At 62.4% G+C, this 23,129-nt stretch carries 19 protein-coding genes; 7 read left to right on the top strand and 12 right to left on the bottom strand.

What is annotated here, in order from left to right; genetic code table 11:
• The first annotated feature begins 118 nt into the window (after nucleotides 1-118).
• The 3 genes from HPQ64_RS02165 to lpdA are packed head-to-tail and all read left to right on the top strand — an operon-like array spanning nucleotide 119 to nucleotide 2,754.
• Entirely contained in the window at nucleotides 119-481 is a 363-nt protein-coding gene (locus HPQ64_RS02165) for a tautomerase family protein (protein ID WP_172886741.1), read from the top strand.
• A 47-nt stretch (nucleotides 482-528) separates the two neighbouring features.
• Nucleotides 529-1,293 (top strand): SDR family oxidoreductase, encoded by a 765-nt coding sequence (locus HPQ64_RS02160; RefSeq protein ID WP_172886740.1) that lies wholly within the window; start codon nucleotides 529-531, stop codon nucleotides 1,291-1,293.
• 51 nt (nucleotides 1,294-1,344) lie between these two features.
• Nucleotides 1,345-2,754 carry a dihydrolipoyl dehydrogenase gene (lpdA, locus tag HPQ64_RS02155; RefSeq protein WP_172886739.1) on the top strand — a complete coding sequence of 470 codons (1,410 nt, stop codon included), beginning with the start codon at nucleotides 1,345-1,347 and terminating at the stop codon, nucleotides 2,752-2,754.
• A 64-nt stretch (nucleotides 2,755-2,818) separates the two neighbouring features.
• Here the strand turns inward: lpdA and HPQ64_RS02150 are convergent, their stop codons facing one another.
• The 10 genes from HPQ64_RS02150 to HPQ64_RS02105 all read right to left on the bottom strand — a co-directional run bounded on the left by HPQ64_RS02150 (nucleotide 2,819) and on the right by HPQ64_RS02105 (nucleotide 13,500).
• On the bottom strand, nucleotides 2,819-3,433 hold the full coding sequence (locus HPQ64_RS02150; RefSeq protein WP_172886738.1) for a hypothetical protein: 615 nt from the start codon (nucleotides 3,431-3,433) through the stop codon (nucleotides 2,819-2,821).
• Nucleotides 3,434-3,517: 84 nt separating this feature from the next.
• Entirely contained in the window at nucleotides 3,518-4,150 is a 633-nt protein-coding gene (gene thiE, locus HPQ64_RS02145) for a thiamine phosphate synthase (RefSeq protein ID WP_172886737.1), read from the bottom strand.
• Nucleotides 4,151-4,339: 189 nt separating this feature from the next.
• On the bottom strand, nucleotides 4,340-4,567 hold the full coding sequence (locus HPQ64_RS02140) for a hypothetical protein (protein WP_172886736.1): 228 nt from the start codon (nucleotides 4,565-4,567) through the stop codon (nucleotides 4,340-4,342).
• Nucleotides 4,568-4,736: 169 nt separating this feature from the next.
• Complete coding sequence (locus HPQ64_RS02135) at nucleotides 4,737-5,267, bottom strand: hypothetical protein (protein ID WP_172886735.1); 531 nt, start codon at nucleotides 5,265-5,267, stop codon at nucleotides 4,737-4,739.
• Nucleotides 5,239-6,189 (bottom strand): tyrosine recombinase XerC, encoded by a 951-nt coding sequence (locus tag HPQ64_RS02130; RefSeq protein ID WP_172886734.1) that lies wholly within the window; start codon nucleotides 6,187-6,189, stop codon nucleotides 5,239-5,241. The genes HPQ64_RS02135 and HPQ64_RS02130 overlap by 29 nt, the downstream gene beginning before the upstream one ends.
• 43 nt (nucleotides 6,190-6,232) lie before the next feature.
• The gene (locus HPQ64_RS02125) at nucleotides 6,233-6,967 is read right to left on the bottom strand and encodes a nucleotidyltransferase family protein (RefSeq protein ID WP_210260060.1); all 735 of its coding nucleotides are present in this window, start codon (nucleotides 6,965-6,967) and stop codon (nucleotides 6,233-6,235) included.
• 15 nt (nucleotides 6,968-6,982) lie between these two features.
• Nucleotides 6,983-8,488 carry a tRNA (adenosine(37)-N6)-threonylcarbamoyltransferase complex ATPase subunit type 1 TsaE gene (gene tsaE / locus HPQ64_RS02120; RefSeq protein WP_343035891.1) on the bottom strand — a complete coding sequence of 502 codons (1,506 nt, stop codon included), beginning with the start codon at nucleotides 8,486-8,488 and terminating at the stop codon, nucleotides 6,983-6,985.
• A gap of 19 nt (nucleotides 8,489-8,507) precedes the next feature.
• A complete protein-coding gene (locus tag HPQ64_RS02115) occupies nucleotides 8,508-11,021 on the bottom strand; it encodes a sensor histidine kinase (protein ID WP_210260059.1) in 2,514 nt (837 codons plus the stop codon).
• A 243-nt stretch (nucleotides 11,022-11,264) separates the two neighbouring features.
• Nucleotides 11,265-12,662: an adenosylhomocysteinase gene (gene ahcY, locus HPQ64_RS02110; protein WP_172886733.1), complete on the bottom strand. Its 1,398-nt coding sequence runs from the start codon at nucleotides 12,660-12,662 to the stop codon at nucleotides 11,265-11,267.
• A 355-nt stretch (nucleotides 12,663-13,017) separates the two neighbouring features.
• Nucleotides 13,018-13,500, bottom strand: coding sequence for a fasciclin domain-containing protein (locus HPQ64_RS02105; RefSeq protein WP_172886732.1), 483 nt, complete (start codon nucleotides 13,498-13,500; stop codon nucleotides 13,018-13,020).
• 330 nt (nucleotides 13,501-13,830) lie between these two features.
• Between HPQ64_RS02105 and HPQ64_RS02100 the strand changes: the two genes are divergently transcribed.
• Both HPQ64_RS02100 and HPQ64_RS02095 read left to right on the top strand, forming a co-directional pair.
• Entirely contained in the window at nucleotides 13,831-14,652 is an 822-nt protein-coding gene (locus tag HPQ64_RS02100; protein ID WP_210260058.1) for a pyrroline-5-carboxylate reductase family protein, read from the top strand.
• Nucleotides 14,653-14,917: 265 nt separating this feature from the next.
• Nucleotides 14,918-15,652 (top strand): NYN domain-containing protein, encoded by a 735-nt coding sequence (locus HPQ64_RS02095; RefSeq protein WP_172886731.1) that lies wholly within the window; start codon nucleotides 14,918-14,920, stop codon nucleotides 15,650-15,652.
• Nucleotides 15,653-15,794: 142 nt separating this feature from the next.
• Here the strand turns inward: HPQ64_RS02095 and HPQ64_RS02090 are convergent, their stop codons facing one another.
• Together HPQ64_RS02090 and HPQ64_RS02085 are read right to left on the bottom strand one after the other, a co-directional pair.
• Complete coding sequence (locus HPQ64_RS02090) at nucleotides 15,795-15,971, bottom strand: hypothetical protein (RefSeq protein WP_172886730.1); 177 nt, start codon at nucleotides 15,969-15,971, stop codon at nucleotides 15,795-15,797.
• On the bottom strand, nucleotides 15,968-16,306 hold the full coding sequence (locus tag HPQ64_RS02085) for a type II toxin-antitoxin system RelE/ParE family toxin (RefSeq protein ID WP_172886729.1): 339 nt from the start codon (nucleotides 16,304-16,306) through the stop codon (nucleotides 15,968-15,970). Before HPQ64_RS02085 ends, HPQ64_RS02090 begins: the two co-directional genes overlap by 4 nt.
• 198 nt (nucleotides 16,307-16,504) lie before the next feature.
• On the opposite strand from HPQ64_RS02085, the gene addB reads away from it, so the two are divergent.
• Both addB and addA read left to right on the top strand, forming a co-directional pair.
• Nucleotides 16,505-19,636: a double-strand break repair protein AddB gene (gene addB, locus HPQ64_RS02080; RefSeq protein WP_172886728.1), complete on the top strand. Its 3,132-nt coding sequence runs from the start codon at nucleotides 16,505-16,507 to the stop codon at nucleotides 19,634-19,636.
• On the top strand, nucleotides 19,633-23,121 hold the full coding sequence (gene addA / locus HPQ64_RS02075; protein ID WP_172886727.1) for a double-strand break repair helicase AddA: 3,489 nt from the start codon (nucleotides 19,633-19,635) through the stop codon (nucleotides 23,119-23,121). The genes addB and addA overlap by 4 nt, the downstream gene beginning before the upstream one ends.
• The last annotated feature ends 8 nt before the right edge of the window (nucleotides 23,122-23,129 follow it).

The following is a 23,129-nucleotide window of genomic DNA, read 5'->3' as shown; positions in this document are numbered from 1 at the left end:
AACGCGCGGCGAATTTGACGCCTTGAACGGGAGTGGATTCACGCAGCGATGCGGCAAGGGCGCTCATAATCGCGCGGAAGCATTGCGAAATTTGAATCTCGGGGGGAAGTGAAGGGTTATGCCGGTAATACGGGTTGATGTACCGAATGGGACGCCGCTTGAGACGCAAAAGCGCATTCGCCTCGGCGTGAAGGATGCGGTTCTGCGCACCCTTGCTCCGAAAGAGACGAAATACGATTACGTTGCGGTGCGCGAAGTGGTGGCCGAAATCGGCGATGGCGCACCGCTGGTGCAGGTCGATCTGCGGCCCGGGCGCGAGCCGGAAAGGAAAAAGGCGCTGGTTGACGCTATCGCCGAACTCCTGGAACGGGAAATAGGCTCGCCACCCGCCGATCTGTATGTTCTGTTTCGCGAAACGCCGTCTGAAAACCACTATTGCGGCGGCACTCCGCTGCCGGCCTGGGTGCCGGCGGACGTCTGAATGCCGTTCTCCGCAAACCGCGGCAAGACGAAAAGGATCGTCAGCACATGTCGAGCAATGATCCAGTCGCGATCGTAACCGGAGGAAGCCGGGGCATAGGTGCTGCAGTTTGCCGGCTTGCGGCGCGGGCCGGATATGTCGTCCTCGTCAATTACGTTTCGAACGCGAAAGCGGCGGAAGCGCTGGTGACGGAAATCGTGGCCGCCGGCGGCCGGGCCGAAGCGGTGAAGGGCAATGTCGCTTCCGAAGCCGATATCCTGAAGATCTTCGAGGCGGCGGATCGCCTCGGAACGTTGAAAGCGCTCGTCAACAACGCGGGTGTTGTCGACGTACCGCTGCGCGTCGACGAGATGAGCCTCGACCGACTGACGCGCATGTTCGCGATCAACATCACCGGTTCGTTCCTCTGCGCGCGCGAGGCGGTCAAGCGCATGTCCACAAGGCATGGCGGCAAGGGCGGGGCGATCGTCAATCTGTCTTCGGCGGCGGCCAAGCTCGGCGCGCCCTCGCAATATGTGGACTATGCCGCTGCCAAGGGGGCGATCGACACTTTCACCGTCGGGCTCTCGCGCGAAGTCGGGGCGGAGGGCGTGCGGGTGAACGCCGTCAGGCCAGGCATCATCGATACCGAAATCCACGCCTCGGGCGGGCAACCGGATCGTGTCGCGCAGATCCGCGACCAGTTGCCGATGAAACGCGAGGGCACGGCGGAAGAGGTCGCGAAGGCGATCCTCTGGCTCATGTCCGATGAGGCGTCCTATACCACCGGCGCGATTCTCGACGTCTCCGGAGGGCGCTCGGTCCTGCCCTGATCTCCAATCAACTCCCCATACGGAATAGCTTGAACGAAAGAGGCGAGCGAAATGCCCCAATACGATCTTGTGGTCATCGGCACCGGCCCCGGCGGCTATGTCTGCGCCATCAAGGCGGCCCAGCTTGGGATGAAGGTTGCCGTCGTCGAAAAACGCGCCACCCATGGCGGCACCTGCCTTAATATCGGCTGCATCCCCTCCAAGGCGTTGTTGCACGCGTCCGAGATGTTCGCGGAAGCAGCGCATAATTTCGAGACCTTCGGCATCAAGGTCGGCAAGCCGAAGCTCGACTGGAAGCAGATGCTCGCCCATAAGGAAAAAACGGTCGAAGGCAACGTCTCCGGCATTTCGTTCCTGTTCAAGAAGAACAAGATCGAAGCCCATCACGGCACCGGCAAAATTCTCGGAGCTGGCAAGGTCGAGGTGAAGGCGGACGACGGCTCAACCACCGTATTGGAGACGAAAAATATCGCCATCGCCACCGGGTCCGATGTGATGCCGCTGCCGGGCGTGGAAATCGACGAGAAGCAGATCGTTTCTTCCACCGGCGCGCTTGAGCTCGACAAGGTGCCGGACCGGCTCGTCGTGGTCGGTGCGGGTGTTATCGGGCTTGAGCTTGGTTCCGTTTACGCACGCCTCGGGTCGGAGGTCGTCTTCGTCGAATTCATGGACAAGATCCTGGGTCCGATGGACGGCGACGTTTCCAAGCAGTTCCAGCGCATGCTGAAAAAACAGGGCATGAATTTCAAGCTCTCTTCCAAGGTGACGGCGGTTTCCAAGAAGGGCAGGGAACTGGAGGTGACGGTCGAGCCTGCGGCGGGCGGCGAGGCGGGAGCAGAAACGCTTGCCGCCGACGTCGTGCTGGTCGCCATCGGCCGCAAGCCCTACACGGACGGTCTCGGTCTGAAGGAGGCCGGTGTCGCGCTGGACGAGCGCGGGCGCGTGAAGACCGACGGCCATTACCGCACAAACGTCGAGGGCATATACGCCATCGGCGATGTGATCGCGGGTCCGATGCTCGCCCATAAGGCGGAGGACGAGGGCGTTGCCCTTGCCGAAATGCTTTCCGGGCAGGCCGGCCACGTGAATTACGAGGTGATCCCGAGCGTTGTCTACACGGCGCCGGAAGTTGCCTCCGTCGGAAAGACGGAGGAGGAGCTGAAGGCGGCAGGCGTGAAATACAAGGCCGGCAAGTTCCCGCTGACGGCCAATGGACGCGCCAAGGCGATGCTTCAGACGGACGGTTTCGCGAAGGTACTGGCCGATGCCGAGACCGACCGCGTGCTCGGGGTTCACATCGTCGGCTTCGGTGCGGGCGAGATGATCCACGAGGCGGCCGTGCTGATGGAATTCGGCGGTGCGTCGGAAGATCTCGGCCGCACCTGCCATGCCCATCCGACGTTGAGCGAGGCCGTCAAGGAGGCGGCGCTTGCCACCTTTGCCAAGCCGATCCACATCTGATCGGCCGGGCATATTCGGAATTACGGAAGCGGCGGATCGTCTCCGCCGCTTTTCTTTTCCTCACTCAGATCGTGCCGGAGAACAAGAGGCCCGGTCCCGCCTCGCCACGGTCGATCTTCGCCTGGATGTAGTCTTCCTGGGTGAGGGCCGTTTCGGCGATGACGATCTCGATCTTCGGATTGTCTGGCGTGCCGGCGGGTTCGCTGCTTTCTTCCGCAATGCCGATCTCCGAGAGGTATTCGGCGATTTTCTTCACCCGCGCTTCCGCCGCATCGGGGCCTTGCGCTCCGTTTTCGGTCAAACCTTCGTACTGCAGCACGACGTTCAGCGTCGGCGCGACTTCGATGCTGCCGTCGTTGAACGCGCGCACCAGCGTCTTTCCGTTGACCTCCAGTTCGCTGTGGATATTTCCGGCGTGGTTCGCGGCTTGCGGATCGTCGGTTTGCGCGGGCGGCAGTTCCTGTCCCTTTCGCAGGACGGTCTTGAAGATGAAGGCCTGCGCGTCGGTGGCCGGTGCGCCTGTATCGAAGCCGCCTTGGCCAAACGCACCGTCGCCGGTGCCCCCCAGAAGCTGGAGCGCGGACGGGGCCTTGCCCAGCCCGCCGGCACCGCCCGCCGTGCCTCCGGTCAGGATGGAATAGGCGTTGAAACTCGAATTCAGGGAAATCGGACTTGTCATGAAGGCCTCGGAAATACTCGCAATTGCTTAACGCTTTCGCAGAATGCAATTGATGGCCCGGTTATGGTTAATCAGGTGTTAAAATTATGATTTGTTAATGATTTTCGAAAGCGCTCGCGCCGCCGCCGCCGGGTCCGGCGCCCCGCAGATCGCCGAGACGACCGCGACACCGTCGGCACCCGCCGCGATCACTTCGGCGGCGTTTTCAGCCGTTATTCCGCCGATGCCGACGACGGGCAACGGCAGGCTCGGACGCAAGGTTCGCAATCCTTCGACCCCGAGCGAGTCCGCATCGGCCTTGGTGGAGGAGGGAAAGCAGGCCCCGACGCCTGCGTGATCGGCAAGCCCAAGCGGTGTCGCATCTCGTTCTGCTTCCGATCCGATGGAGACGCCGATCACGAATTCCGGTCCGGCGAGCCGTCTTGCCTCTTCAAGGGGCATGTCGTCCTGACCAAGGTGGGCGCCGGCGGCCTCCGCTGCGAGCGCCACGTCGATGCGGTCGTTGACGATCAGCGGCACGCCCAGGGGATCGAGCCTTGTCTTCATCTCGCGCGCAAGCGTCAGGATATCGCGGGTCGCGCCTTCCTTGTCGCGAAGCTGCACCAGCGTAACCCCGCCCGAAGCGGCAGCTTGCGCAACATCCGCCGGGTTGCGCCCGCCGCAGTCGCGTGGGCCGATGACGAGGTAAAGCGAAAAGTCGATAACAGGTTTCGGCATGCGGGATATGCTCTGGCGGTTTTCATGACGTCGTGACAGTTGGCAGCGACCCTCATCCGCTTCAATCAAAAAAACGCCTGTGGGGCCATGGCCCGCACAGGCGCAATTGGTCAGGACAGCTTTTGGCTGGCTGCGCCTTCTCCCGCCGGTAAGGCGCCGCCTGGCATTCTCGAATTCTCTACGGTCGGATCATTTCGCCGGTTGGGCCGGAGTCTTGATCTCCTTGGTCTCTTCCTCGGCCACGATGCTTTTATCGAGATCGTTGGTCGCCAGCGACGCGACCGGCCTGGAGGTCTGGTCAAGCGTGATCTCGGTCATCGGGGATTTGGCCGACTTCACCCACTCGCAGGCAATTGCGGTGCCTGGGACGAAAGCGACGAAGACTGTGGTCAAAACCAATCCGGTAAGCACTCTCATGTCGGTCCTCCCTGCTCCAGGACGACATTGAAGGCGATGTCGAAAGTCACTCCCGTGCTTTCGATGCAACAGAGTGTAACGGAAAGTTATGAAAAATCAAATCGTCTGGGGATATCCAGCGCTTGACATCTAATAGACACAAATAAACACGCGGGAAGATTTCGAAGAACTATTCTTTATAAAGAATTGTACTGTAGATTTCGTCAGATGCTTTGGGGTCATACGGGTCGGCGTGCACTTCCGCCGACATTCGCTCGCCCATGGCCGACAGGCGGATCGATCGTTTTCCGAAAAAACCCATGAAATCAACGACTAATGAGTTGCCGATGCGCACGCCCTCGGTCCAGCCCCACTTGCAGTCGCGCGGGTAGCACAGCGTGAAGGCGCGAATGCGATAGGCCTTCGCCTCGCCTTGGCAGCGCGCCTCGACCTCGATCCGGTGGAGTTGCTTGAGCTCGGGATCTTTCGCGCGCCAGCTCCCGGTTTCGGGAGTTATGCACGCGTTATCCTCAGCTTTCGCCGGTTGGCCAACGGCAATCGCCAGGAATAGTGCGACAAGCCAAACGCGCATGATCGCGGCCTTTTTTGCTCTCTGGTCTCCTGCATGAACGTAAGGCAAGTAACTTAATCCATGTTTAACTGTGTCTTTTTGCTCACAGTGTCTGAAAAAATCACCTGTTGTGCGGGTGCGCCTTGTCATAGGCCTCCAGAAGCCTGGCGGTATCGATTTCCGTATAGACCTGCGTGGTGGAAAGGCTTGCGTGGCCGAGCAGTTCCTGGATCGTGCGAAGGTCGCCGCCGCCGGCAAGCAGATGGGTGGCGAAGGAGTGGCGCAATGCGTGCGGGGTCGCCGTGTCGGGCAGGCCGAGCGCACCGCGCAGCTTCTGCATGGCGTATTGCACGATGCGCGGGTTGAGCGGCCCGCCGCGCGCGCCGAAAAACAGCGGTCCTCCCGGTTGCGGCGTATAGGGGCAGAGGGCGAGATAGCTTTCGATCGCCTCCGTCACGACAGGCAGGACCGGCACGATCCTCTCCTTGCCGCCCTTGCCGCGAATGCGCAGGGTCCGCGCGCCTTTTCCCGGTGCTGTGTCGCCGGTCAGCGACAGCGCTTCGGCAAGGCGCAATCCGCAGCCGTAGAGAAGCGTCAGCACGGCGGCGTTGCGTGCGGCGATCCAGGGTTCGGCGTCAATTTCCATGTCGGCGTCCACCACGCGTTTCGCGTCGGCGCTGGCGAGCGGCTTGGGCAGGGAACGCGGCTGGCGCGGCGGGCGGATAACGGCGGCCGCGGCCGCGTTGACCATGCCGCGCTCCTCCAGAAAGCCCAGGAACGAGCGGATGCCGGCAAGCGCGCGGGCAATGGAGCGGCTTTGCACGCCGCCACGCCTTCGCCTTGCCAGGAAGGCCCGGAAATCGGCGGGCTTCAGCTCCTTGATGTCGCCAAGGCCCGGCGCACCGCCCAGGTGCTCGGTCAGGAAGAAAAGAAACTGCCGGACATCGCGCTCGTAGGCGATCAGCGTCTTGTCTGCGAGCCGGCGTTCCGAACCCAGATGGTCGAGCCAGTCGGAGATCGCGCGGTTGAGATCGGGTTTCGCCGAGACGAGAAGCGAATCACTGTCCGTCATGAGGGAAGTGTAGCGAAGAGTGCGCTCACAGGCAGCCGCTGCGTCAATCGATGCTTTCGCTTACTGCCCGTTCGGCGTCTGCAATCGCGGACGGCGTGCCGACGTGAAGCCAGATGCCTTCCATCAGCACACCGAAGAGCCTGCCGTCCTCCATTGCCCTGTCGAACAGCACGTTGAGGGAGAATGCGCCTTCCGGCGCGCCCTCGAACAGGCGCGGGTGAAGGATCGCGGCTCCCGCATAGGCGAAGGGCGAGACCGAGCGTTCGTTGCGGCGGGAAAGCATTCCCTCCTTGTCCATGTCGAAGTCGCCGCGCCCGTCGTAGCCGACGGAGGTCACCGTTTCCGACAAGAGCAGCAGCACGTCCATGCGGGTCTCGTCCCAATGGCGGACCAGATGTTCGAGGTTGGGTGTAACACCCTCGATCCAGGTGCTATCGGAATTGAGCAGAAAAAAAGGCTCGTCCCCAAGGTGGGGAAGCGCCTTGGCGATGCCGCCACCCGTCTCCAGCAGCTCGTCGCGCTCGTCGGAGATGACGATTTTCGGGGAGGTTCGCCGCGAGACGTGAACCTCCACGAGGTCGGCGAGATAATGGACGTTGACGACGCAAGTTTCCACGCCCGCCTTCGCCAGGCGGTCGAGCGCGTGGTCGATCAGCGCGCGCCCCGCCACCTCGATCAGCGGCTTGGGTGTCGTCGCGGTGATCGGGCGCATGCGCTTGCCGATGCCAGCGGAAAGAACCATGGCCCGTTTCGGGCGGAAAGCGTCGGTCTGCGCCATGTATCTCCAAGTCCTTTATGTAGAAACGCCGTGCGTCTCATACCAGAGCTTGAGATCGGCGAGAACGGGGTGCCTCGCGGCGCGGCTGAAATAGTCGTTGATGCGCGGCAGATGGCCCAGATAGCGCGGCTTGCCGTCGCGGCGGGCGAGGCGCACGAATATGCCGAAGAGCTTCGTCAGCCGCTGCGCGGCCATGATCGCGTAGTCCTGCGAAAACCGCTCTTCGTCGAAGCCGGGCGTATTCGCCTGCCGCCGCTCCACGTAGCGGGCGTAAAGGGCTTGTTCCAGCTCCTCGGGCACTGTAACGCGGGCATCCAGCGTCAATGACGCGACGTCATAGGCGGTAGGCCCGATGACGGCGTCCTGAAAATCGATCAGGCCTATGCGGTCGTTGCCCGTCTTGCCGGTACGCCAGATCAGGTTGGGCGAATGGTAATCGCGCAGGACCCAGGTTGTCTCGGCCGTCTCGAGGCTTTTGAGGAGCGGGCTCCAGACTTGCGCGAATTCGCGCCTCAGCCTCTCGTCCGCCGGATGGCCCGCATATGGCAGATACCAGTCGGTGAGAAGTTCGGCCTCGAACATGAGCGCGCGGGCGTCGTAGGGCGAAAGGACGTGGCGCGTCCCGTCGGGCAGCGGCGCTTCGTCCGGCCACTTGCGCGCGTGAAGATCGGCCAGCAGCTCGACGGCCGCGAAATAGCGTTCGGGGATCGGTGCTTCGTTTTCGACCACGCCTTCGCGCCCGAGGTCTTCAAGCAAAAGCAGGCCCGCGTCGAGGTCGCTCGCATGAATTTCCGGTGCGTGAAACCCTGCCTTTCGCAGGCCCTCGTCAATCGCCACGAACGGGCGCACATCCTCCGCCAGATGCACGAGCCGGCTATAGGGCAGGCCGTCCCGCACGGGTGGCCCGTCGGGCCGTGCCGGCGCGTTCATCAAGATCGCGCTGCGCCCGTTCGAGGTGACGGTTTCATAGGCCCTCGTCGAAGCGTCGCCCTGCAAGGGCACGCGCGTTGCCTGCTCCCAGCCGGACGCCTCCAGAAAGGCGCGCACGGCCCGCGCACGCTCAAGGCGTGTGCTCCAGTCTCCCCCGGTCCAGGAAAGCGTGATCTTGCGGGCTTCCGGCCCTTCGCCCTGCTCGAAGCGTATGACGAGCGCATCCCCGGGCAGCCGGTCTTCGGCGCGTTCGGGCCACTCGACAAGGGCCGCCCCGCGCTCCAGCAGTTCGTCGAGCCCCAGTTCGTCCAGCTCTTCGGCCTCCTCCAGCCGGTAAAGGTCGAGATGAGCGACCGCAAGCCTGTCGAGCTCGTATGTCTGGACGAGGGTGAATGTCGGGCTCGGCACTTCCAGGGCGGGATCGCCGGCAAGCGCGCGCAGGACGGCGCGCGCGAAGGTGGATTTTCCGGCTCCAAGATCGCCGACCAGCAGCACGCAGTCGCCAGGTTTGAGGATCGAAGCCGCATCTTCAGCCAGATGCCGGGTCGCGGCCTCGTCGGCGCAGTTCATGATCACGGTTTCAAGGCTCACGCAGGCTGCCTCCGGCAGGTCACTCGGCAGCGTGCCGTACCGCCTGCGGGGAAAGCGGCAGCCGGCAGGTCACGCTGGTTCCGTCGCCTTCCTTCGACTGGATGTCGACAGTGCCGCCATGCAGTTCCACGAAGCTTTTCACGATGGAAAGGCCAAGGCCCGCCCCGCGCCGCCGCGCGCCGGTGTCGCGGCCCACGAAACGCCCGAACACCTGGTCCAGCAGGTCGTCGGGAATGCCGCAGCCGTGGTCGCGAACCTCGAACTCGATGGAATCGGGCAGCCTCCGGCAGGAAATGTCGATCGTCCCGCCGTCCTCGGAATAGCGCACGGCATTCGAAATCAGGTTGAAGAGCACCTGGCGCAGGCGCCTTTCGTCGGCCTGCAATGTGCCGATGTCCTTCGGCACATCGGCGCGGATCGTGATGCCCGCGTCCTGCAACCTGTCCTTGAGGCCCTCGATGGCCGCCGTCACGGTCTTGGCCACGTCTACGTCGGAAAGGTCGAGTTCCATGATACCTGCGTCGATGGTCGCAAGGTCGAGGATGTCGTTGATGATGGCGAGAAGGGCGGAAGAGGAAGAGAGGATGTAGTCGGTATATTCGGCCTGTTTCTCGGTCAGCGGGCCGAACTTCGTGTCGGATAGAAGCTGTGCGAAGCCAATGATGTTGGTGAGCGGAGATCTGAGCTCGTAGGAAATATGCTGGATGAAAGCGTTCTTGAGCTGGTCGGCGGCTTCCAGCGCCTCGTTTTTTTCCAGCAGCACCCGTTCCACATTCACCGAATCCGTGACATTGACGAAGGTGACAAGCGTGCCTCCGTCTGGCAGCGGCACCGTCGCGTAGTCCACGACATCGCCATCCCCGCGTTCCAGCCGCCCCGTCACCGGTTCGCGGTTGTCCGCAAGGCCGGTAACGGCGAGGGTGAGCGCATGCCACGCGTCCGCCACGTCCTCGTCGCCGGAAATCCTTTCCGCGATCGCCTTGATATGCGGGCTTTCGTCCAGCACCCTTCCGTCGAGTTTCCAGATTCCGGAAAACGTGGGGTTGAAAAGCTTCAGCCGTCCGTCGGAGCCGAACACGGCGACACCTTCCGAGAGGTTGTCGAGCGTTTCGCCCTGCACCCGCGTCAGCGCGTTATAGCGGCTTTCAAGGTCCAGCCGCTCGGTCACATTCTCGTAAATGTAGGTGACGCCGCCCTTCGGATGCGGGTTGGCGATCACGCGCAGCGTGCGCCCGTCGGGCAGGTGCCACCAATATTCCTTGGCTTCCAGCGAGCGGTAGCTGTCCAGGTGCTTGGCGCGCCAACCGCGATAGTCCGCCTGTTCGGGCAGCTTGCGCGCGGCGCGAAGCGCGTCGAGGATCGCGCCTTCCTCCGGTTGCCCCTCCAGAAACGCCGGATCGAGGTCGAAGAGCGTGCGGAAAGCGGAGTTGTAGAACTGCAGCTTGTGGTCGGCGGAAAAGATCGCGACGGCGGTGGCAAGCTCGTCGAGAGTGCGCGCATGAAACTCCACCGTGCGCTTGAGTTCGCGCTGGGCGTTTTCAAGCTCGCTGATGTCGATGGCTATGCCGAAGCTTCCGGCTTGCGTTGCGGCTTCCGTTACCTCGAAGATGCGGCGCTTGCCGCCGGCGACAACGGGCAGGCGGCCCCGCGAGATGCCGTCTTCCCCGCGTCCGGCCGTAATCACCTTGCGGGCGTTGCCGTCCAGGATGTCCGTTCCCGCTTCGAGCGCCTGCCTGACGGTGCCTGCGTCCACTGCCTTTGCATAGGCCGCGTTGGCCCAGGTCAGCTTTCCGTCGACGTCGCGCGCCCAGGCCGGGCCGCTCAAGGCGTCGAAAAGCTCTCGCGTGGCGGCAAGCTCGGCGGAAACGGCGGCGTATTTCTCGTTGAGCAGCGCCTGCGCCCGCCGCTCGCCGGTCAGGTCGCAAAGCTTGAGCACGGCCGCACCCGCCGAGGGGCGTCCGCTTGCCTGCAGCAGTCCGCCCGTCCGGGTGGTAAGCCGCATCGTGAAGCCTTCGCCGTTCGCCCGCAGCCGGTCGAGCGCGCGTTCCAGTTCCTGGGCCGAGGCCGGCTCCAGCCATTGGCCGAAGGCGAGAAGCTGGGCATCGCCGCGCGGCACGCCGCTGTCTTCGGAAAGCGCGCCGGCGATCATCGGTTCCTCGTCGCGCCCGCTCCACATGACGAGGCGCTGGTCCTCGCTGTCGATCAAGCTTTCCAGCCGGTCGAGCCGTGCTTTCAGGGAGGCGTTCTGGCGGCGGACGGTTGCGAAGTCGTTTGCCGACTTGCGGCGGTTGACGACCAGCACGGTCGCGGTCGTGACGGCGAAGGCGATGGCACCGCCCGTTGCTGAAAGCCATACGACCTTGAGCGCGTCGACACCGGGCGAGGCGAGGCCGGGAAGGGCGCTCATGGCGAATGCGGGATTGATAGCGGTCGTGAGGGCAAGGACATTCGCGCCGGCACGCGCAAGCCTTTTCAGACTCCGTCCATGCCATGACGCGCGCTGGCGCGCATGTTGCAAGCCGTCCGCCGGCATTCCTGATCCCCTATCGCCGCATTTCGCGCCTGATCGGCTTTGCCCCCGTTCAGGCTTCACCGGACATTGTTGCCCCACAAATGGTCCGATTCGCAAAACCATACCGCGTTTGAGAATCGCGAAGAAGAGTCTCTTGCCAAAAAGTAAACAGGAGCTGCGGCGTCCACAGCTCCTGTTCATTCTCGATCGCTTGCCGGTATTGACAGTGTCAATACTATATATTGTAGCTCTTACAAGCGCTTGTCAGTATCTGTAGTGCTCCGGCTTGTACGGGCCCTGCTGGCTCACGCCAATATAGGCAGCCTGCTCCTCGCTGAGTTCGGTCAGTTCCACGCCAAGTTTTCCAAGATGGAGGCGCGCGACCTTCTCGTCGAGGTGCTTCGGCAGCACATAGACGTCCTTGTCGTACTGTTCGCCCTTGGTGAAGAGCTCGATCTGCGCCAACACCTGGTTGGTGAAGCTTGCCGACATCACGAAGCTCGGGTGGCCGGTGGCGTTACCGAGGTTCAGCAGGCGGCCTTCGGACAGGAGGATCATCCGCTTGCCGTCGGGAAACTCGATCATGTCGACCTGCGGCTTGATGTTGGTCCACTTGAAGTTGCGCAGCGTCTCGACCTGGATCTCATTGTCGAAGTGGCCGATGTTGCCGACGATCGCCATGTCCTTGAACCGGCGCATGTGGTCCAGCGTTACGACGTCCTTGTTGCCGGTCGTGGTGATCACGATGTCGGCGTTGGGCGCGGCCTTTTCCAGCGTGACGACCTCGAAGCCGTCCATCGCTGCCTGCAGGGCGCAGATCGGGTCGACCTCGGTCACCTGCACGCGCGCGCCGGCGCCCTGCAGCGACAGCGCGGAGCCCTTGCCCACGTCGCCATAGCCGCACACGACGGCGACCTTGCCGGCCATCATCACGTCGGTGCCGCGGCGGATACCGTCGACGAGGCTTTCCTTGCAGCCGTATTTGTTGTCGAATTTCGACTTGGTCACGCTGTCGTTGACGTTGATCGCCGGGAAGGGGAGCTGGCCCTTCTTCTTGAGCTGGTAGAGACGGTTGACGCCCGTCGTCGTCTCTTCCGAAACGCCCCTGATCGCGTCGCGCTGTTTCGTGAACCAGCCGGGGCTCTGCTCCATGCGCTTCTTCACCTGCGCAAACATGATCGTCTCTTCTTCTGACTTCGGATCGGACAGCACGTCCTCGCCGGCTTCGGCGCGCGCGCCGAGCAGGATATAGAGCGTGGCGTCGCCGCCGTCGTCGAGGATCATGTTGGCCGTGCCTTCCGGGAAGTGGAAGATGCGGTCGCAATAGTCCCAGTATTCTTCAAGCGTCTCGCCCTTTTCCGCGAAGACGGGCGTTCCGCCCGCGGCGATCGCGGCGGCGGCGTGGTCCTGGGTGGAGAAGATGTTGCACGATGCCCAGCGGACCTCGGCGCCGAGCGCGACCAGCGTCTCAATGAGCACGGCGGTCTGGATCGTCATGTGTAGCGAGCCGGCAATGCGCGCGCCCTTCAGCGGCTTTGACGCGCCGAATTCCTCGCGGCAGGCCATCAGGCCCGGCATTTCGGTCTCGGCGATGGCAATTTCCTTGCGCCCATAGTCGGCAAGCGAAATGTCCTTGACGTAATAGTCGCTGGCGGTGGTCATGTTGATCCTTCCGTTGGGAACTCAGCCGGCCCCGCCTTCGCGCCGCGCCTCATGTCCGGGATCCCGGCAGGGGCGGCTGCCGGAGCGGACCGGCAATCGTTTCGATCGGGGGCGTTCGCATCGCCTTCGGGCGGCGCGAACGGCGCACCCCGGTCTACGATGGCGGGTTATATACCGGCTCAAGGCTTAAAACAATAAGGATATAAAGATTTCTTTATATCATCTGGAAATCCGCAAGCGCTCATCGTCAAAACAACTATCACCTTCAATTGGTTATATGAATCGGATCGACGGCCCGCAACTGCGGAAAGGGCGCCTGTCCGGCGCCCTTTCGAAAAATTCAAGGCGAAATCCGTCAGTCGGACGGCAGGATCACCTTGTCGATAACGTGAATGACGCCGTTATCCGCCTCCACGTCGGCGGTGACCACATTCGCCCCGTCGACGGTCACGCCCGAAGCGGTCTTTTCGACGGTGATTGTCATGTCGCCGCTACCCTTCAGCGTGGCGACTTCCGCCGAACCGTCGGAAATCTGACCGGACATGATCTTCTGCGGCACCACGTGATAGCTCAGGATCGCGACGAGCTGATCCTTGTTCTCCGGCTTCAGGAGGTTCTCGACGGTGCCCTCGGGAAGGGCTGCGAAAGCCTCGTCCGTCGGCGCGAAAACCGTCAGGCCATCGGTCGTCGCCAGCGCATCGGCAAGGCCGGCGGCCTGTGCGGCGGCAAGCAGCGTGTTGAACGTGCCGGCGCCCTTGGCCGTCTCAACGATATTTGCCGAATGTGCGGCGGTTGTGGTTGCGAGTGCGAATGCGGATGCAAGTAGAAGCTTGCGCATAATTCGTATTCCTTCCTTGGGTGATTGGCCCCGGCCCCTGTCCGGCTCTTGCCTTTGAAGATCCGGTTGCGACTGTTTACGGTGCGGAGACTTTCAGGATCATCTTTTGAAGGAAAATATAGTCGTGTAGCTTCAATGGAATCGTGTGATCCACTTGTAGTTATTCTTCGTAGGGCCGCTTCTTTTCTGTTCTTCCGGTTTTAAGCCACCTGCGAATGCAAATTTATTTCTGCTCCTGGTCTGGCTGAAGGGAGGAGCCGCCTGACTGTCTTTGCGAAGCGGGCGTAATCTCGCGCAGACAATGTGTTAATGTGATCGCCCGGCGCATTCATGAACGGCTTCGCAAAGGGCGGTGTCATGGCCATTCACCACACATTCGGCATCATCGGCGGCAGCGGCCAGCTCGGCGGGGCGATTGCGCGCCAGCTTCTGCTCACGGGCACGCTCGCGCCCGATCACCTTTGGATCTCCAACACATCCGGCAAGCTGAACGGCTTCCGCAAGTGGCCCTTCGTGCGCTCCACGACAGACAATCAGGAACTGGCGCAAGCTTGCGAAACGATCCTGCTTTCCGTGCCGCCTCATGTTGCGAAGGAAATGGCGCTCAAGGCGGAAGACAAGCTTGTGATTTCCGTCGTCGCCGGATTGACGATCGAGAAGATCGGCGACCTGACGAGGGCAACCCGGATCGTGCGCGCCATGTCGAGCCCGGCCGCCGAATACGGGCTTGCCTATTCGCCCTGGATCGCGTCGCCGGGCGTAACGGAGCAGGACCGCGAAACGGTGGGTTTTCTCTTCAGGGCCTGCGGCAAGACGGATGAGGTTTTCGACGAGGACCAGATAGACCGTTTCACCGCGCTCACCGGGCCGGTTCCAGGCTTCGTCGCGCTGTTTGCAGAGTGTATGGCGGATTACGCGGTCCGCCATGGCGTCGATCCGAAGGTGGCCGACCGCGCCATCCGCCAGCTCTTTCACGCAAGCGGCGTGACGCTTTCGGAGACGGAGCCCATGCCGGCGCAGCGCGTTGCGGAGATGATCGCCTATGCCGGAACCACGGCAGCGGGTCTCGAGGTCATGAGGAAGTCCGCGCTGTCGCAGGCGATTTCCGATGGTCTTGACGCCGCTTACGAGAAAGCGAAATCGCTGGGGTGAGAGAATTTCCCTGGCAGAAGTAATTTCTCTCACGCGGCTCTTCATGGTTTCTCACATGAACCATTCGCCGACTGTCAGCTTTCCTGCTCGCCAAGAATGCTTTTTGAAAAGGGAACTTGAATCGAAATCAGCCGGATTTCGAGAAGTGATTTTGTCATAACGATCGATTTCGGAAAATATCCCTAGGGCATCTAAGAGCGAATATTGCAATCATAGGAGGTCTGCGCCAAAGTCTTGCAAGTATGGGCGGTCTGGGAACGGTCGTATGGGAACCGATTGCGTAGGGCGGGCAAACAGCCGGGTAGCGGTGCTTGTCGATGGCGATAATGTCAGCGCGTCTTACGCGCATCAGATCCTGGAACAGGCAAACAAATTGGGGTGCGTGGATATCGCCAGGGTCTATACTGACGCCAGCCATACCCAGGATTGGCTAAAAATACTGGGGTATCGCCTGATCCACACCGGAACCGGCAAAAACGCATCGGACCTTCTTCTCGCCATCGATGCCATCGAGATGAATCTCGCCTTGAATATCGAAACTTTCGTGATCGCTTCTTCCGACAGCGATTTCACGCATCTGGCGGTGCGGTTGCGCGAACATGGCCGGTATGTTCTTGGCATGGGCGAATCCAAGGCACCGCAGAATTTCCGCAAGGCTTGCTCGGACTTCGCGACCTTCAAGGAAGCTTCTGAAACTCCAGCAAAGAAGAAGCCGGTTTCCAACTGCAAGGACCTCGACAAGAAGATCGTCGCCATGATTGCCGAGCATGGTGACAGCAAACACGGCATGCAAATTGCCCTGCTCGGGCCGAAAATGCACTCCATTCACGGAACGCGGATCAGCACTTTCGAAGAACGAACCTGGCGCGCCTATCTGGCGAAACGGCGGGAACTCTTTGAACTTGATCCGAAGGGAAGCGACGCGATGGTTCGCCTCAAGCCCAAAGGAAAGCTTCTGGCAAATGGCCTCCCTGACCGGCGCAATGGCAGCGGGCCTTGAGGTCATGAGGAAGTCCGCATTATCGCAGGCAATTTCCGATGGTCTTGACTCGGTTCAAGAGAAAACGAAGTCGCTGAGGTGAGGGTGACAGATCCGGTTGGGCGAAAAGCGGTAAAGAATCCCGCAACGGCCTGCGCTCGCTTCAAGCGAGAATTCTTCGCGCCCTTTCCGGCGATCTTCCGCCTGCAGCCGCCGCTATGGATCCCTTCACCTGATCCTTTATGATCTCGCGCATGGCCCGTTCCTCGGCGCCGGCGAGCAGGCCATTTTCGCGCAGGAAGTCGTCGAAAGCCGTGCCGATTTCGCTTTCACGTATCATCCTCGATCTCCGGTTTTTGCAAATCGCCTGACTTCCGCCGGTATCCGGCTTGTACCAGTCACGCCGTGGATCAGGACGAGCCGCCGCCCCGAAAGGCTGTAAAAAATCCGGGCGAAACGCCCGCCGGCAAGATAGCTTCTAAGTTCGAAAAGCCCGCCGCCGATATGTCGGCCGTATTTGAGGCCGAGCGCCTCTCCGAATTCGAGCTTCTCGATCTGCGTATCGACGATCAGGCGATCGTCCTTACTTAAGGTTTTTAGCCAATCCCGAACGGGCTCCCGCCCGTTCGTCAGGCGCAGGAAGTATGCTGGAAATTTTCTTTTGTCCGGTAGCATAGAGCGCTGCTTCTTATTTTCGCAGCGAACTTCCCTGATTCGAAGTATTTACAGTTTCTTGCAGGAAGATTAGGGCAAAATAAAGGTTATATATTCTTGGGTTATTTATAATATTTATGCTCACTCTGAATTTCTGCTCGAATTCGGTTTCGATAAAGGCGCTCTGGACGGCGGGCGTGAAGCCGTCAAAATGACGTCATGACGATTCGCGAAACATCCATTTTCACGATCCCGCCTTCGGCGAATTTCCTTGAAACGCTGGTGGATGCGCTGCTCGCCGGCCGGCTGGTGCCGGACTTCGATGCGGGTGCCGACCCTCTAGCCCTTGCCGATATCACGCTCTACCTGCCGACGCGGCGGGCGGCTCGCGCGCTGCCAGAGATTTTCCGTGCGAAACTGGGAACGGACGCCTGCCTGTTGCCGTCGATCCGTCCACTGGGTGATGTGGATGAGGACGAGCACGCCTTGCGCTCGGTTGCCCAGGCAATCGATCTTCCGCCCGAGATCCCGGCGATGGAACGGCTGATGGAGATGACGCGGCTTGTGCGCGCCTGGGAGGGCGCGCTTCGCCGTGACGTTCTGGATCTTCCGGCGGATGTCCCCTTCGGCGCGCCGGCTTCTGCAGCGGATGCTGCCTGGCTTGCCGGCGATCTTGTCGCGCTTATGGATGAAGTGGCGACAGAGGAAGCCGGGTGGGAAGCGCTCGCCTCCCTAGTGCCGGAGGATCACGCCCGCTACTGGCAGATTACACTGGATTTTTTGAAGATCGCGACGGAAGCCTGGCCTGCCCATTTGGCGGAGCGCGGGTTGATGGACCCCAAGGCGCGCCGTTCGGCGCTCATCCGGCGCGAGGCGGAGGGCTTGCGGCAACACCCGCCGCGCGGGCCCGTTATCGTCGCGGGCACCACGGGTTCGGTTCCCGCCACGGCGGATCTTCTGAAGGCCGTCGCCGGGCTTGAAAAAGGCGCTATCGTCCTTCCCGGTCTCGATCTTGCGCTCGATGAGGAAAGCTGGTCGGCGCTCGGGTATCCCGGCGAGGCGGCTTCCATACCCGCCCATCCGCAATATAGCCTGAAACTGCTTTTGTCCCGGCTTGGCGTCAGCCGGGAAGATGTCGCGCCTTTGGGAGCCAGTGGATCGCCGGAGCGCGCCGCGCGAGAGCGTCTGGTCGCCGAGGCGCTGCGCCCGGCGGAAACGACGGATGCCTGGCCGCGCATTCTCGCCTCCACCCCCGTTGCGGCACGGCTTGCCGCTTTCGCCAATGTCTCGCTGGTGGAAGCGCGCAACGAAGCGGATGAGGCGCTGCTTCTCGCCACCGTGCTGCGCGAGGCGGTGGAGGAGGGCAAGACGGCTTCCCTCGTCTCTCCGGACCGTACGCTTGCCCGCCGCGTTGCAGTCGACCTCGCGCGCTGGGGCATCGTTGTGGATGATTCCGCCGGCCGCCCGCTCGACCAGACGCCGCCGGCGGTTCTGGCAAGCCTTGCCGCGCGCCTTGCGCTTCGCGGGCTTGAGCCTGTCGATCTTCTTTCCCTCCTCAAGCACCCGCTCTGCCGGCTTGGGCTTTCGGTCAAGGACGTGCGTTCGGCGGCACGCTCGCTGGAGCGCGGCGTGTTGCGGGGCCCGCGTGCAGCCCCCGGCACGGGCGGCCTTGCCGCTGCCGTTGCCGCCTCGCGTGCCGAGCATTCGTCGAAAGTGGCCAGGGACGAACGGATCCCGCGTTGGAAAAAGCTGGTCGAGGACGACTGGAACGCGATCGAGGATCTGGTTTCCCGGCTTGCCCATGCCCTGAAGCCGCTTGAGGATTTCGCGGATGTCTCAGGCGAAGTGCCGGTGGAAGCGCTGGTTGAAGCTCATGTCGAGTGCCTCGCCCGGCTGAGTGTGGATGAAAACGGCTCTTGCGATGAACTTTACGCGGGCGAAACCGGAGACCAGCTCGCCCGCACGCTTTCCGATATGCTGGAGGTGAAGGGAAGCGGGCTTTGCCTGCCCGCCTTCGACTGGCCGGATGTTTTTTCCGCGTTCCTTTCCGGCATCAACGTTCGCCGCCGCCTGCCGGGTGACCCGCGCATCGCCATTCTCGGGCCTTTGGAAGCGCGCCTGCACAGGCCCGATCTCGTCATACTCGCCGGTCTCAACGAAGGAACATGGCCGAAGTCCACGCGCAACGACCCTTGGCTTAACAGACCGATGAAGCGCGACCTAGGGCTCGATCCGCCGGAACGCAGGATCGGGGCGGCAGCCCATGACTTCTGCGAGGGGATGGGCGCGGGCGAGGTCGTGCTCTCGCGCGCCGCCCGTGCCGATGGCGCGCCGACGGTCGCCTCCCGATGGCTGCAGCGGCTGACCACCCTGCTCGGCAAGGAAGTTTCCGACGCCATGCGCCGGCGCGGAGAGCGTTATCGCCGGTTCGTGAGCCTGATCGACGCGGCTGAAGGTCCGGTGCGCTTCGCCGCGCGCCCGGAACCGAAGCCGCCCATCGCCGCCCGGCCCGACCGCTTTTCGGTTACCGAGGTCGAGGCGCTGGTGCGTGATCCTTACGCAGTTTACGCCAGGCGCGTGCTTCGTCTCGACGAGGTCGACCCCATCGGCGGTGAGCCCGATGCCGCCGAGCGCGGGCAGATCATCCATGATTGTCTTGCCGATTTCCTGATGGAATGGAACGGCCCCTTCGACGAGGCGGCCCTTGCCCGGCTGATTGAAATCGGGGCGCAACGTTTTGCCCCGCTCGACGCATTCCCTGCGGTCAAGGCGCTCTGGTGGCCGCGTTTCCGGCGCGTGGCGCAGGCCTTCATCGAGTTCGAGGCGGAACGGGCGGGCCGCATTTCGCATCGTCATCTAGAGATCGGCGGCGGCATGGAAATCGACCTGACGCCCGGTCGCAGGATCAGGCTCACGGGCCGCGCCGACCGGATCGACGAACTTGCCGACGGTACGCTTTCGATCATCGACTACAAGACAGGCCAGGCGCCCTCGCTGAAGCAGGTATCGGTGCTTCTCTCGCCGCAGTTGCCGCTGGAGGCCGTGCTCATCCGCGGCGGCGGCTTCAAGGGTGTCGACGCCGGCTTGCCCGTTTCGGAGCTTCTTTACGTTCGCCTGTCCGGCGGGCGTGTTCCGCTCGAAGCCTTGCCGCGCAACCCGAAGGACCGTTCGATTGCCGAACTGACGGACGATGCCGAGGCTCGCCTACGCCAGCTTCTTGCCGCTTACGAGGTGCCGGAGCGGGGATATCTTTCGCGCGCGCGTGTTTTGGAAGAGCGCGTCATGGGCGGCGTTTACGATCACCTCGCCCGCGTTCAGGAATGGTCGCTCGGCGATGGGGAGGATGCATGAGCCGGCCCGAGATTCCAGCCTCGACACTTGAAAAACAGTCGCGCGCCGCCGATCCCGCCCGCTCCGCCTGGGTCAGCGCCAATGCGGGTTCCGGCAAGACCTTCGTGCTCGCGCGCCGCGTCGTTCGCCTGCTTTTGTCCGGCACCGATCCCTCGCGCCTTCTCTGCCTCACCTTCACCAAGGCGGCGGCGGCAGAAATGGCGACCCGCGTTTTCGAGACGCTGGGCAGCTGGACCAATATGGACGACGCCCGCCTTGCCGAAGAATTGACGGATATCGAGGGAATGCGGCCTGATGCGCGCCGTCTTGCCCGGGCGCGGCACCTCTTCGCCAAGGCGCTCGAGACGCCGGGCGGTTTGAAGATCCAGACGATCCACGCCTTTTGCGAGGCGTTGCTGCATCAGTTTCCGCTTGAGGCCAACATCGCCGGGCACTTTACGGTTCTGGATGATCGTGTCGCCGCGGAACTTCTGGCCGAGGCCCGCGCCCGCGTTCTCTTCCGCGCCGAAAACGATCCGGACAGCGACCTTGGAAAGTCGCTTTCGTTTCTCATCAACGAGCTTTCGGACAAAGGCGTTGGCGATGTGCTCGACGAGATGGTTTCAAAGCGCGATCACCTCCGCCGCTGGCTGACGGATTTCCCCGGCCTCGATGCGGCGGTGTATGATCTGGCGAGGCGTCTCGGCGTCGATCCGGCCGCCAGCCTCGAGAGCATCGAAAATAACCTTGAAAACCCCGATTTGCTTTCGAAAATCCCGCTTTGGAATTTAGTTGGCATTTTCGAAGCCGGCGGCGCGAACGACAGAAAAATGGCGGAAACTCTGAAGTTTTGCGCTGAAGCCGAGCCCGGCCCCCGCCGTCGGGCCGCCTGGCTTTCGCTCTTCCTGACGCAGAAAATGGAGCCTCGAAAGAAGCTCGCCTCCAAGGCGATCGGCGAGGATTATCCCCACGTTCTGGAAGCGATGGAGCGGGAGCAGCTCCGTCTGCTCGACCTGCTGGACGAGCGCCGCAAGCTCGTCACGATCCGGGGAACGGAAGCGATCCTGAAGGTTTCCGACGCCATGCTCGGCGCTTATGAGAAGGAGAAGACCCGGCGGGGATTTCTCGACTTCGAGGATCTCGTGGTCAGGACGGCGAACCTGCTTTCGCGGGAGGATGCGGCCCTTTGGGTGCAGTACAAGCTCGATCAGGGTCTCGATCATATCCTTGTCGACGAGGCCCAGGACACGAGCCCGCGCCAGTGGGAAGTGATCGATGCCCTGGCCGGGGAATTCTTCGCCGGAAAGGGTGCGCGCGACGTCACGCGGACCATCTTCGCGGTCGGGGATGAAAAACAGTCGATCTATTCCTTCCAGGGCGCTGTCCCCGCCTATTTCGCGAAGATGCGCCGGGGGTTCGGCCGCCGCGCGGAACAAGCGGATGTCACCTTCGATGCGATTGACCTGACCCTTTCCTTCCGCTCCACACCGGACGTTCTTGGCGCGGTAGACGTTGTTTTTGCTGACGTTTCAGCCCGCAAAGGCCTTTCCCAAGACGGCGAGGCGCCGGTGCATGAAGCCGTGCGCCGCAACGATCCGGGCCTAGTCGAGATCTGGCCGCTCGAACAGGCGGAAGACGTGGAGGAAAGCGACGACTGGACGCAGCCGATCGACCGCGTCTCAACCGGAAGCCCGATGATGCGCGTCGCCCGGCGGATCGCGCAAACCATTGATAACTGGCGGAAAAATGGTGAGGCGGATCCCGGTGACGTGCTCGTTCTGGTCCGCAAGCGCGGCCCTTTCGTGGAGGCTTTGACGCGCGAGCTCAAGCGCCGTGACGTGCCGGTCGCCGGCAGCGACAGACTGATTCTCACGGATCATATCGCGGTGAAGGATCTGGTCGCGCTTGGCCGTTTCCTGCTGTTGCCCGAAGACGATCTGTCGCTCGCTAACATATTGAAAAGTCCGTTGTTTAACCTGTCGGACGATGATCTTTTCCGGATCGCCCGTGATGAGCCGGGGCGCCCGCGCGCCGGCACGCTATGGCAGTCGCTGGTCAAAAAGGCGGATGCGGACCCATATTTCGCCGAAGTGCGGAAGAAGCTGGAGGACTGGCGGTCCCGGGCCGATTTCGTGCCGCCCTTCGAGTTTTTCTCAAGGCTTCTCGGCGCGGACGGAGGGCGGAAGGCGTACCGCGCCCGCTTCGGAACGGAAATCGATGATATCATTGACGAATTCCTGGCGCTGACGATCGTTTTCGAGCAGACGGGAACGCCGGGGCTTGAGGGGTTTCTCGCCTGGCTGGCCGCGGCGCCCACCGAGATCAAGCGCGAACTGGCGAGTGCGGCAGGTGTGGTGCGCATCATGACGGTTCACGGTGCCAAGGGGCTGGAGGCGCCGGCCGTCATTCTGGTCGATCCGGGGGCTGCGCCGGTATCGGCCCATCATGATCCCGCAATGCTCGAATTCCCTCGCGGCGACAATGATTTCGCGGCCCCCGGCCTGCTCTGGCTGTCGGCGAAGAGCGACCGCACGAGCTGGCATGAAGAGGCGGTCGCGGAGCTTCGCGCGAAATCGGAAGAAGAGTACCGGAGGCTTCTCTATGTCGCGATGACCCGTGCTCGCGACAGGCTTGTCGTCTGCGGTTGGGCGGGCAAGTCGGCGCCGCCCGAGGGCACATGGTACGGCCTCGTGCGCACCGCCCTCGAGCCGCAAGCATTGGAGGAAAAGGACGGAGAAGGCGGGCTTTCGCGCCTTCTCTGGCGAAAAGGGGGGATGAACCTGGAAGCGCCGAAACTCGGCGGCGAGCCGTCCGCCGCCGCACCTTCCGAAATTGCCCCGCCCGACTGGCTGACCAGGCCGGCGAACGTGCCCGCGCGGCCGCGGCGCCTGCAGCCGTCCAAGGCGTTTGACGAGATGGAGGCCAAGGAAGGTTACGAGCAGCCGGACGGCCTTGCGGCACTTGAAGCCGCGCGTTCATCCGCGTCCTGGGCGCTGAAGCGCGGCAACCTGATGCACCGGATGCTGGAAACGCTGCCCGAAATGGAGGCGGCGGCGAGACGCGGCGCGGCGGAGCGCTATCTCGATCATGCGCTTTCACCCGACGAGGTCCCGAGAAAGAAGGAACTTGCCGAAGAGGCTCTCAACGTTTTGAACGATGCGCGGTTCGCCACCGTCTTTTCGCCCCAGGCGCGGGCGGAAGTTCCCATTGTCGGCAGGATCGCGGCACCCGACGGCGAGGAAATACTGGTAAGCGGACAGGTCGACCGGCTTCTGGTGGCGGAGGATGAGGTTCTGATCGTCGATTACAAGACGAACCGGCACGCGCCGCAGGCTGCCGAAGACGCACCTCTCGAATATGTGACCCAGCTCGCCGTCTACCGTCGGCTGCTTGGCGGGATTTATCCGGGCAGGACGATCCGCGCGGCATTGCTTTGGACTGCCGCGCCGCGCCTGATGGAGGTTTCCGCCGAACTCATGGACAAAGCGTACGCGGAACTGAGATAGATCGGGGC

This window comes from Hongsoonwoonella zoysiae (genome assembly GCF_013266695.1).
GTDB lineage: Bacteria > Pseudomonadota > Alphaproteobacteria > Rhizobiales > Stappiaceae > Hongsoonwoonella > Hongsoonwoonella zoysiae.
The sequence above is the reverse complement of the archived record's forward strand: the minus strand, read 5'-3'. Positions and strand labels throughout refer to the sequence as shown.

What these genes read in the sequence shown, in the direction of transcription:
- HPQ64_RS02165 (WP_172886741.1), top strand. Translation starts at nt 119, where the DNA reads ATGCCGGTAATACGGGTTGATGTACCGAATGGGACGCCGCTTGAGACG.
- HPQ64_RS02160 (WP_172886740.1), top strand. Translation starts at nt 529, where the DNA reads ATGTCGAGCAATGATCCAGTCGCGATCGTAACCGGAGGAAGCCGGGGC.
- lpdA (WP_172886739.1), top strand. Translation starts at nt 1,345, where the DNA reads ATGCCCCAATACGATCTTGTGGTCATCGGCACCGGCCCCGGCGGCTAT.
- HPQ64_RS02150 (WP_172886738.1), bottom strand. Translation starts at nt 3,433, where the DNA reads ATGACAAGTCCGATTTCCCTGAATTCGAGTTTCAACGCCTATTCCATC.
- thiE (WP_172886737.1), bottom strand. Translation starts at nt 4,150, where the DNA reads ATGCCGAAACCTGTTATCGACTTTTCGCTTTACCTCGTCATCGGCCCA.
- HPQ64_RS02140 (WP_172886736.1), bottom strand. Translation starts at nt 4,567, where the DNA reads ATGAGAGTGCTTACCGGATTGGTTTTGACCACAGTCTTCGTCGCTTTC.
- HPQ64_RS02135 (WP_172886735.1), bottom strand. Translation starts at nt 5,267, where the DNA reads ATGACAAGGCGCACCCGCACAACAGGTGATTTTTTCAGACACTGTGAG.
- HPQ64_RS02130 (WP_172886734.1), bottom strand. Translation starts at nt 6,189, where the DNA reads ATGACGGACAGTGATTCGCTTCTCGTCTCGGCGAAACCCGATCTCAAC.
- HPQ64_RS02125 (WP_210260060.1), bottom strand. Translation starts at nt 6,967, where the DNA reads ATGGCGCAGACCGACGCTTTCCGCCCGAAACGGGCCATGGTTCTTTCC.
- HPQ64_RS02115 (WP_210260059.1), bottom strand. Translation starts at nt 11,021, where the DNA reads ATGCCGGCGGACGGCTTGCAACATGCGCGCCAGCGCGCGTCATGGCAT.
- ahcY (WP_172886733.1), bottom strand. Translation starts at nt 12,662, where the DNA reads ATGACCACCGCCAGCGACTATTACGTCAAGGACATTTCGCTTGCCGAC.
- HPQ64_RS02105 (WP_172886732.1), bottom strand. Translation starts at nt 13,500, where the DNA reads ATGCGCAAGCTTCTACTTGCATCCGCATTCGCACTCGCAACCACAACC.
- HPQ64_RS02100 (WP_210260058.1), top strand. Translation starts at nt 13,831, where the DNA reads ATGAACGGCTTCGCAAAGGGCGGTGTCATGGCCATTCACCACACATTC.
- HPQ64_RS02095 (WP_172886731.1), top strand. Translation starts at nt 14,918, where the DNA reads ATGGGAACCGATTGCGTAGGGCGGGCAAACAGCCGGGTAGCGGTGCTT.
- HPQ64_RS02090 (WP_172886730.1), bottom strand. Translation starts at nt 15,971, where the DNA reads ATGATACGTGAAAGCGAAATCGGCACGGCTTTCGACGACTTCCTGCGC.
- HPQ64_RS02085 (WP_172886729.1), bottom strand. Translation starts at nt 16,306, where the DNA reads ATGCTACCGGACAAAAGAAAATTTCCAGCATACTTCCTGCGCCTGACG.
- addB (WP_172886728.1), top strand. Translation starts at nt 16,505, where the DNA reads ATGACGATTCGCGAAACATCCATTTTCACGATCCCGCCTTCGGCGAAT.
- addA (WP_172886727.1), top strand. Translation starts at nt 19,633, where the DNA reads ATGAGCCGGCCCGAGATTCCAGCCTCGACACTTGAAAAACAGTCGCGC.